Genomic DNA, 8,260 nt, shown 5'->3' with positions numbered 1-8,260 from the left:
GGTCCGTTCCGGCCGCGGGCGGGCGCCGGGCTCCTCCACAGCGCGGTCCACGACAGCCCTGGTAGCGTCGGCCGGTCAACCGGGATGATCATCAGAAGGGCAACAGTCGTGCGAGAAGTGACATGTCACGAGGTCGGCCAGGAGCGCATCGATCGGGCGCTCGACAACGTACGCCGGCAGGCCTTCTACCGCTGGCACGGGCTCCGCTACGACTCCCTGTCGCTCAAGGGGTTGGCCGAGCTGCGCGACGAACTCCTCGACCACGTCGCCGCGTGCACCCTGCGGGACCCGGCGCTCACCGCCGCCTCCGACCGACTCGTGCTGCGGACCGCGGCCGAGAGCGCCCTCGGGGTGCTGGGCCTGGGCGCCTTCCCGGACGGTGACTTCGAGGTCTTCTTCCCGCTGATCGACGAGACCCTCAGCAGCGAACAGCTCTCCTTCGGGGACGCCGTGGACCAGGCGCCCACGGCACGGACCTGGTCGGAGGCGTTCGCACTCAGCGCGATCACGGGCATGCTCCGGGAGCCGGCGCGCGTGGTGGGCCCGCTGCTCAAGGACGACTACGCGCCGGCGATCCGTGACGGGGTGCCCTACTCGCGGCTGGAGTCGGTTTCGGACCCCGCCGACCTCGCCGAGATGGACGCGCTGTGCGGGTACCTGGCCGACATGGTCGGCACCTGGCCCGCCATGCGGCTCGCCCCCGACCCGGTCGCCAAGCCGGACGCACCGACGCGGGCCGAGGCGGCCCGCCGGCTGGACGCGGCCGGTGCGCTCACCCCGGACCAGCGGCTGCTCCGCGTCCTCCTCGACGACGACCGGCCGGCCTTCGAGCAGGCCCTGGCCGAGCGCCTCGGCCACCACCGCGACGGCGTGGGCCCCGACCCGGAGCCGAGGACCCTGCTGCCGGTCGGCACCATCGCCCTGGCCGCGCTCGCCGTCCAGGCGCACGGCTGGCAGCTGGAGCTCCGCTCCGGCTACCTGCCGGAGAGCCTGCTGCACGCCCCGAAGGAGTAGGACCAGGCCGCCGCCCCGTCCCAGGCCGCCGCCCTCCGGCCGGGGCGGCGGCGGTTTCCCGCTCTCCCCCGATTCGGCGCCCGGCAACCGGGTACCCGCAGCCTGGGAGGAGAGGAGGACTGCCATGCCCCGAGGATCGAGCCCCAAGCGGGAGCGCCAGTACGAGCACATCAAGGAGAGCGTGCTGGAGCGTGGCACGAGCGAGAAGCCGGCCGAGGAGATCGCCGCCCGGACGGTGAACAAGGAGCGGGCCAGGCACGGCGAGTCGAAGAGCGCCAGCCGGAGTTCCACCCACGACATCTCCTCGGGCCGCCGGGGCGGACTGCGGTCCCACGAGGGCGCCGGGGGCCGCACCTACGACCAGTTGTACAACGAGGCCGAGCAGCGCAACATCAAGGGCCGTTCGAAGATGAACAAGCGGCAGCTGGAACACGCACTCGGCCGCTGAACCCGGCCCACCACAACGCCCGCAGCGAGAGGTGGCCATGATGACCAGACCCGCACCCCCGAACCCGGACACCGAACCGTTCCCGCACCCGGCCCCCCGGCCGCGCCCCGGCGAGGAACCCGACCCCGTACCGCCGCCCGTGCCGCCGTTCCCGGCCCCGGATCCGGCGCCGCCGCCGCAACCCGAACCCGCCGGGGTGTGACCGGCCGGGCCGGGCCGCCCGCTCGCGCACCGGGGTCGCGGAGGACGTCCTCCGCGACCCCGATGCGTCACCGGCTGCGCCGACGGGTGTCAGCAGCTCCCGACCTCGTCGATGATGTGCCAGTTGACCACGTTGCCGTTCTCGTCCCGGTCCACACTGACGACCGAGAGCACGCCCCCCAGGCAGAACGTCCTGGCATCCGCCCCCGAGACGGACGAACTCTGCGCCGTGACGGCCGCCTTCCTGCCGCCTCCGGCCCCCGCTCCCGCCTTCGACCAGTACCGGCCGCGTGCGGCGTCCAGCGTCCGCGCGGCCGTGAAACCCGGCGTCATCGCTCTCCTCCTTCGGCTGTCGGGGTCGTCGGCGTCACGCCTTCTTGGCGTACGCCCCGTTGAAGCGGTTGCCGGCGGGCCGTCGGGTGACCGTCGACTCACGGATGTCCGGCTGCTTCGTCGCGACGACGTCGCAGCAGGGACAACCCTCGGCCACCACGCACACACAGCCCTGGATGCAGCCCTCACCGATCCCGATCGCGGCACTCGGCGTCACCGACGTGCCCGGACGACCGGCCGACCGGTCGGAGACCGTACGGTAGGTACCTCCTGCGGCGGACAGCACCACCTCCGCCGTGAATCCTGGCACCAGCATGCCGGGACCTCCTTCCTCACTACTGCATGGTCTCCGTGCAGACGCTTTCGCAACAATCGAACAGGCCGAGGAAGCACGGCTCGCACTTCTTCCCGCAGCCGAATCCACCCATGGCGCAGACGCCGCAGAACACTTCGGACTGGGCGGGCCGAACGCCTTCGAAGGCCGAGGAGTACTGGGTCGATGCTCGGTGGTGACTCGCCGGCGGGCCGATCACGGCCTCCGCGGCAAATCCAGGTGTCCTCATGCCCGAGCCTCCTTCTCTGTGCAGCTCGTAAGGCTTCTTCGCAGCTCTCTCTCGCGGTCTCTCTCGATGCTTTCTCCAGCGCCTTCTTTCTCGGCTCTCCTTGCTCGGCGAACCCTGCTCGGTGAACCACGTGCGGCGAACCTTGCTCGGCGACCTCGGGCGGGCGAGGCGGCTACCGGTCGTAGTACGGCTGCAGCCGGGTGACGAGGAAGGGGAACTCCTCCGTCACGTCGACACGGACGAAGTACTTCTCCGTGACGTCGGTCTCGCGGCCGGTGTAGGAGAAGACGACGTTCACGATCATGCGGGTTCTGGCCAGGCGCGAGGGGCGCACCTCCACCCCCGTCAGCGACTGCTGGGCGCCGAAGGCCTCGGTGGTACGGGAGTAGATGGCCGGGTAGCGAACGGCCAGGTAGTTGATCGCCCGGTGCTCGTCCGTCGAGCCGGCGTTGTCGGCCAGTTGGATGACGCGGTCGAAGAGCTGGTCGGCGGTGGCCCGGAAGCGCTCGGGGTCGGCGTCCTCCGGACAGGGCAGGCTGTCGATCAGGGTCTTGCGGTCGAAGGAGTAGAGCTGGTCGAAGGCCACCACCGGCACCATCAGACCGTTGCAGAGCTCGGGGGAGACGGTCGGCCCGCGAAGGCCGATGACCACGTCCACGTCACCGGGATCCGGCGTCGACCGGACCGCCTCGACCAGCAGTGCCCAGTCGGCCGGGTCGCGCGGGCGCAGCACGTAGGTCTCCAGGCCGGCGACGGTGAACACCCAGCAGAGCTGCCGTGCGATGTACCGGTGTTCGGGCCGGCCGAGCACCGCCCGGAGCGTCTCGCGGTCGGTCAGCCCGGCCGTGTCCGTCCGGCCGGCGACCTGGACGAACTCCTTCTCCACACCGAGGGTGGGGAAGCGCGCCTCGACGCGGCCGAGCGCGTAGACGTAGGCCGGTGAGGCCGCGCCACCGGTGTCGGCGGCGGTGGCACCCCCGCAGGTCGAGCAGGTCTCCTGCCCGGACGGGGTGACGGTGGCCGGCCCGTGGATCTCGGCCGCCGGCGCTGCCGGACCGTCCGGTGCCGGCACCACGGACTCGTCCGGAGCCTGTGCCGGAGGATCGGCCAACTCGATCTGATCCGTGCGGAGTTCCTCCATCGGTCTGGCCCTCTCTGCTCGTCGCTCTTCCTGTCGCTTCCTGTTGTTTCCTGTTGCTCGCCCCGATGTGGGTGCGTGCTCGCGGTCCTACTCCCGGTCCGTCCTGTCGGCCGGTCCGGTAACTCGGCCGCTCGCCGTCACCGGCCCGGGCCCCGGCGTGGTGCGGCCCCGAAGCCGACCCAGCGGTTGAGCGTCTCGGCGCGCCGCTCGCAGCCGCCGCACGGCCGGATTCCGAACGTCGAGGTGACGCGCTTGACCACGTCGCCGAGACCGGTCTCCTCGTCGGAGATGAAGCCGGGCAGCCGGACCCGTGGCGTCGGGCGGGCCCGCTCGGCCGCGGCGTCGTCGCCCGGGGTCCCGTCGGTTGCTGTCATGTCCTCTCCTCTCCATCAGCGCTGCGGGGCTTGAACGGTGCGGGGCTTCAGCGGTGCGGGGCTCCTTCAGCGGTGCATGGCGGCCAGCCGCCGATGCGCGCCCGCCGCGTCCAGGACGGGCGGCACCACCGCCCTGCGCCGAAGGGCGGCGTCGGAGACGGCCCAGCGCATCTCGGCGACGCCGACGGCCGGGAACAGTGACCAGAGCAGGGCGACGGTCCCGGTGACGAGCGGCGCCGCCACACTGGTGCCGCCGACCGGGGCCTGCCCGTGGCCGGTGGCCAGGCTGACGACGCCCTCGCCGGGCGCGCTCAGCCCGCGCCGGGCGGTCAGCGCGCCGAGGTTCGAGTAGCCCAGCGGTCTTCCCCGGGCGTCGCACGCGGCGACCGGGATGACCCCCGGGTGGCGGGTGAGGGCCGAGCTGCCCACCACTCCCCGGTTCCCCGCCGCCGCGACGACGACGGCGTGCCGGGTCGCGTGATCCAGGGCCTCGGTGAGCGTGCGCGCATCGCGAGCGGACGGCCAGCTGAGATCGGCGCTGATGTTGACGACCGTGGCGCCGGCATCGACCACGGCGACGATCGCCTCGGCGAGTTCGTCGGGGGCGGCGCTGGGCATGCGCCGGGCACCGGGGTCCGCCTCGCCGAAGATCGGTCGTACCAGCAGGGTGCAGCCGGGGCAGATGGCGGGGGCGGCGCAGCCGCGGCGGCCGGCCAGGATGCCGGCCACGAAGGTGCCGTGCCGACAGGACGCACTCGTGGGCACCGCGCACCCGGCCGGGTGCGGGCCGGCGAGCTGCCGGACGCGACCGCCCGAGAGGTCGGGATGCCCGGCCGCGACCGGACCGTCGACAAGGCCGACGACTAACTCCGGCCGCCCTGCCGTGCGGGCCATCAGGGCGCCGAGCGCCACCAGCTCCAGCGGACCGGGCAGCTCCAACGGGGTGGGCAGCTCCGGCGGGCCGGGCGCCCTCACCGGCCCACCCGCTCGGGGGTCGCCGCGACAGCTGGTCATCGGAGGTCCATGGTGCGTACCGGACTTACTCTCGACACATCCGCTCCACACCACCACCGTAGCCCGTTCGGCAGCTATCCGGCACCGGAGCCGGGCCTCCGGCCACACCGTCCCGGTGGTCGGATGCCCGCTGCGGGCGACGGGGTCACAATGGGACACATCTGCAGTTCCCGGGTTGGAGGCATCCGTGAGCGACCTCAAGTTCGAGCAGAAGTCCTCGTTGTCACGCCAGGAGGCCGCCGACCGGCTCACCGCGCTCGCGGAGGCGCTGAGGCACGGCGGCAGCGCCGAGCTGGACCTGGGCCCCGGGACGCTCACCCTGCGCATTCCCGACGAACTCCGGACCGAGATCGAGGTCGAGGTCGAGGACGGGGAGATCGAGCTGGAGATCGAATTCAAGTGGCGGACCACGTAGGCCGACCCGACGCCACCGCTGCGACTCGGGCCGGGTCGGGGCCTCGACGGACCGTCAGCCGGCTGACGCCACGCCGCGACGCAGTGCCGCACCTGCGGCCCCACCCCCTGGAAGCCGCGGCCATGGGCGCGCCCGACCGCGTCTGGTACGCGGCGTACGGCTCCAACATGTGCACCGAGCGGCTGGCCTGCTATCTCCGCGGCGGACGGCCGCCGGGTGGTGCCCGGACCCACCCCGGCTGCCGGGACGGGCGGCCGCCCGAGCGGGCCGAGCCGGTGGTACTGCCCGGGCTGCTGTACTTCGCCCTGGAGTCGGCGGTCTGGGGCGGCGGGATGGCCTTCTACGACCCGGCCGGGGGCGGCGAGGTGCCCGCGCGCGCCTATCTGCTCACCACCGGGCAGTTCGGCGACATCGCCGCGCAGGAGATGCACCGGGAGCCGGGAGCCGACCTCCCGCTGGCCGGCGCCCTCGGCGTCGGCCGGGACCAGCTGGGGCCGGGCCGGTACGAGACGCTGGTGTGCCCGGGCTCCCTCGACGGCATCCCCGTCCTGACGTTCACCGCGCCCGGCGCTCTCGCCGATGCCGATCTGGCGGCACCACGCGCCGCGTATCTGCGCACCATCGCCGCCGGTCTCGTCCAGGCGCACGGCTGGAGCCTCCGGCGGACCGCCGACTACCTCGGGACCCGCCCGGGTGCCACCGCACGGTGGAGCTCCGCCACCCTCCTGCGCGCCCTGGAGGACGTGGCCGGCGGCGACTGACGGCGCCGTCCGGCCAGTGACGGACCCGCGCCGCGCACCGCGACCGGGGCCGCCCGCACGGACCGTCGCTCCCACCCCTGCCCCCGACCCCGCCCGTGCGACCCGCCGCGGCCGGACCGGGCGGCCGCCTCCTCGGCGGGCCCGGGAACGGTGAACGCCCTCGCCGGGGAAGAGCGTTCAAAAGGCCGGTGAATGGTTCAGACCATTGACGGCGCGGGGTCGTGACTCCTACGGTGGGACCACACCGACCTGGCGCAGGCATGCCAAGAGATCAACGGCCGCCGCACCCCCACGCGCGCGCCCTGCGTCGGGCGCACACTCCATCCACCCCCACGGAGGAGCACCATGCGCAAACGTCATCTCGCCGGCGCGGCCGCAGCCGCGATCGCGCTGCCGCTCACGCTGGCCCTGCCGGCGCAGTCGCACGGCTTCATCAACCTGCCGCCCAGCCGGGCCGCACTGTGCGGCGCGGGCGTCGTCACCAACTGCGGCGACATCCAGTGGGAGCCGCAGAGCGTCGAAGGGCCGAAGGGCTTCCCCACCCGCGGACCGGCCGACGGCACCATCTGCGCCGGCGCCGACGCGCGCTGGGCCCCGCTGGACGCCCCGCGCAACGGCAACTGGCCGACCACCGCCGTGACGGCGGGTCAACAGCTCACCTTCACCTGGAACATCGAGGCCCGGCACGCCACGACCACGTTCAAGTACTACCTCACCAAGCCCGGTTACGACGCGACCCAGAAGATCACCCGGGCCAACCTGGACCTGACCCCGTTCCTGACCGTCAACTACAACGGCCGCCAGCCCGCCGCCACGACCACCCACACCGGCACCCTGCCCACCGGCCGCACGGGCCACCACGTCGTCCTGGCGGTCTGGGAGATCGCCGACACCAACAACTCCTTCTACTCCTGCACCGACGTGAAGTTCTGATCTGACGTCAGTGCCGCACCGACGCCCGTCGGCCTCCCTGCCCGGCACACCGGTCCGAGACCCCCGGTCCGGCGCCCTCTCCGCGAACGGCGGGGCGCCGGACCGGGCGCGCTCGACCGGCCGACCAGCCCGCTCGGCCGACCCGGCCCGGTGACGTGCGCCAACCGAGCCCGGTGACGTGCGCCGACCCAGCCCGGTGAGGGGGCCGGTGCGGCCGCCCGGGGCCGGCACGGGGCTGCCCGTGACGGTTGCGGGGCAGGCCTCTGCAACGTCACGGCCGACTGTTACGCAGCCGATGGGCGGCCGTGACACGACCTCCCGGGGACCGCGACAAGGCCCTCCTACTGTCGGTCAGGACGCGCCGCCCGCACCGGCCGGCCGCGTACTGCGACAAGGAGAGACGCCGTATGTCGAAGCACCGCTCCACCCGCACCACCAGCTCGACCGCCCGCCGGGCACTGGCGGGCTGCACCATAGCGGGGGCGGCCCTGTTCGCCACCGTCTCCGGTGGCCAGGCCTGGGCCGACGGGGTCAAGACCCCGGCTCCCACCGCCCCGGCCGTCGACAACCCCGACCAGCCCGGACCGGCCGTGGCCACGCCCACCGCCCGCCCCTCCCAGCCGGCACCGGCCGTGGCCACGCCGACCGCCCGCCCCTCCCAGCCGGCACCGGCCGTCGCCACGTCCACCGCCCGTCCCGGCGACCCCAAGGCCCCCCAGGCGGCTCCGGCCGTCGCCACGCCCACCGCCACCCCGAGCAGCGGGCCGGTCGTCAAGCCGGCCGACGGCGCTCAGCCCAGCCAGGCCCCGCAGGTCAAGACCGTGCCCCAGGGCGCCGCCCAGGCCGGAGACGGCAGCGGCGCGCTCGACGACACCGGCACCAAGCTGATCGGCGGCAGCGCCGCGGCCGCCGTCGGCGCGGGTGCGCTCGGCTTCGCCCTGCTGCGCCGCCGGTCCGGTGCGCGCGGCTGATCCTGGTTCCGGGCACCGCGACGGCTCGGCGGCGGCAGCCGCTCCCGGCGGGTCCCCCGTCGCCCGGCCCGTGTACGACGCCGTACACGGGC

Annotated in this window: 11 protein-coding genes; 6 read left to right on the top strand and 5 right to left on the bottom strand. The window is 73.8% G+C overall.

Annotation, left to right across the window (positions count from 1 at the left end; genetic code table 11):
* Positions 1–117: 117 nt before the first annotated feature.
* Both ACFVYI_RS41940 and ACFVYI_RS41935 read left to right on the top strand, forming a co-directional pair.
* The gene (locus ACFVYI_RS41940; RefSeq protein WP_387895296.1) at positions 118–1,014 is read left to right on the top strand and encodes an immunity 49 family protein; all 897 of its coding nucleotides are present in this window, start codon (positions 118–120) and stop codon (positions 1,012–1,014) included.
* A 124-nt stretch (positions 1,015–1,138) separates the two neighbouring features.
* On the top strand, positions 1,139–1,462 hold the full coding sequence (locus ACFVYI_RS41935; RefSeq protein ID WP_387895294.1) for a plasmid stabilization protein: 324 nt from the start codon (positions 1,139–1,141) through the stop codon (positions 1,460–1,462).
* Between the two features lie 291 nt (positions 1,463–1,753).
* Here the strand turns inward: ACFVYI_RS41935 and ACFVYI_RS41930 are convergent, their stop codons facing one another.
* The 5 genes from ACFVYI_RS41930 to ACFVYI_RS41910 form a co-directional block, all read right to left on the bottom strand.
* Positions 1,754–1,996, bottom strand: coding sequence for a hypothetical protein (locus ACFVYI_RS41930; RefSeq protein WP_387895291.1), 243 nt, complete (start codon positions 1,994–1,996; stop codon positions 1,754–1,756).
* A 34-nt stretch (positions 1,997–2,030) separates the two neighbouring features.
* Positions 2,031–2,312, bottom strand: a complete 282-nt coding sequence (locus ACFVYI_RS41925; protein WP_387895288.1) for a hypothetical protein — start codon at positions 2,310–2,312, stop codon at positions 2,031–2,033.
* 419 nt (positions 2,313–2,731) lie between these two features.
* The gene (locus ACFVYI_RS41920; RefSeq protein ID WP_387895285.1) at positions 2,732–3,700 is read right to left on the bottom strand and encodes a hypothetical protein; all 969 of its coding nucleotides are present in this window, start codon (positions 3,698–3,700) and stop codon (positions 2,732–2,734) included.
* A gap of 137 nt (positions 3,701–3,837) precedes the next feature.
* Entirely contained in the window at positions 3,838–4,074 is a 237-nt protein-coding gene (locus ACFVYI_RS41915) for a hypothetical protein (RefSeq protein ID WP_387895282.1), read from the bottom strand.
* 66 nt (positions 4,075–4,140) lie between these two features.
* A complete protein-coding gene (locus tag ACFVYI_RS41910; protein WP_387895280.1) occupies positions 4,141–5,088 on the bottom strand; it encodes a S8 family serine peptidase in 948 nt (315 codons plus the stop codon).
* 187 nt (positions 5,089–5,275) lie between these two features.
* On the opposite strand from ACFVYI_RS41910, the gene ACFVYI_RS41905 reads away from it, so the two are divergent.
* From ACFVYI_RS41905 to ACFVYI_RS41890, 4 genes are all read left to right on the top strand, one after another.
* The gene (locus ACFVYI_RS41905; protein WP_387895277.1) at positions 5,276–5,503 is read left to right on the top strand and encodes an amphi-Trp domain-containing protein; all 228 of its coding nucleotides are present in this window, start codon (positions 5,276–5,278) and stop codon (positions 5,501–5,503) included.
* A 122-nt stretch (positions 5,504–5,625) separates the two neighbouring features.
* Positions 5,626–6,264, top strand: a complete 639-nt coding sequence (locus ACFVYI_RS41900; RefSeq protein ID WP_387895274.1) for a histone deacetylase — start codon at positions 5,626–5,628, stop codon at positions 6,262–6,264.
* Between the two features lie 345 nt (positions 6,265–6,609).
* Entirely contained in the window at positions 6,610–7,197 is a 588-nt protein-coding gene (locus ACFVYI_RS41895) for a lytic polysaccharide monooxygenase (RefSeq protein WP_387895272.1), read from the top strand.
* 407 nt (positions 7,198–7,604) lie between these two features.
* A complete protein-coding gene (locus ACFVYI_RS41890) occupies positions 7,605–8,168 on the top strand; it encodes a hypothetical protein (protein WP_387895270.1) in 564 nt (187 codons plus the stop codon).
* Positions 8,169–8,260 lie beyond the last annotated feature (92 nt).

It is taken from the genome of Kitasatospora sp. NPDC058218, from assembly GCF_042882445.1.
Taxonomy (GTDB): domain Bacteria; phylum Actinomycetota; class Actinomycetes; order Streptomycetales; family Streptomycetaceae; genus Kitasatospora.
The sequence above is the reverse complement of the archived record's forward strand: the minus strand, read 5'-3'. Positions and strand labels throughout refer to the sequence as shown.

Excerpts from the sequence above, each read along its gene's own strand:
- ACFVYI_RS41935 (WP_387895294.1), top strand. The coding sequence starts at position 1,139 with ATGCCCCGAGGATCGAGCCCCAAGCGGGAGCGCCAGTACGAGCACATC.
- ACFVYI_RS41930 (WP_387895291.1), bottom strand. The coding sequence starts at position 1,996 with ATGACGCCGGGTTTCACGGCCGCGCGGACGCTGGACGCCGCACGCGGC.
- ACFVYI_RS41925 (WP_387895288.1), bottom strand. The coding sequence starts at position 2,312 with ATGCTGGTGCCAGGATTCACGGCGGAGGTGGTGCTGTCCGCCGCAGGA.
- ACFVYI_RS41920 (WP_387895285.1), bottom strand. The coding sequence starts at position 3,700 with ATGGAGGAACTCCGCACGGATCAGATCGAGTTGGCCGATCCTCCGGCA.
- ACFVYI_RS41915 (WP_387895282.1), bottom strand. The coding sequence starts at position 4,074 with ATGACAGCAACCGACGGGACCCCGGGCGACGACGCCGCGGCCGAGCGG.
- ACFVYI_RS41910 (WP_387895280.1), bottom strand. The coding sequence starts at position 5,088 with ATGACCAGCTGTCGCGGCGACCCCCGAGCGGGTGGGCCGGTGAGGGCG.
- ACFVYI_RS41900 (WP_387895274.1), top strand. The coding sequence starts at position 5,626 with ATGGGCGCGCCCGACCGCGTCTGGTACGCGGCGTACGGCTCCAACATG.
- ACFVYI_RS41895 (WP_387895272.1), top strand. The coding sequence starts at position 6,610 with ATGCGCAAACGTCATCTCGCCGGCGCGGCCGCAGCCGCGATCGCGCTG.
- ACFVYI_RS41890 (WP_387895270.1), top strand. The coding sequence starts at position 7,605 with ATGTCGAAGCACCGCTCCACCCGCACCACCAGCTCGACCGCCCGCCGG.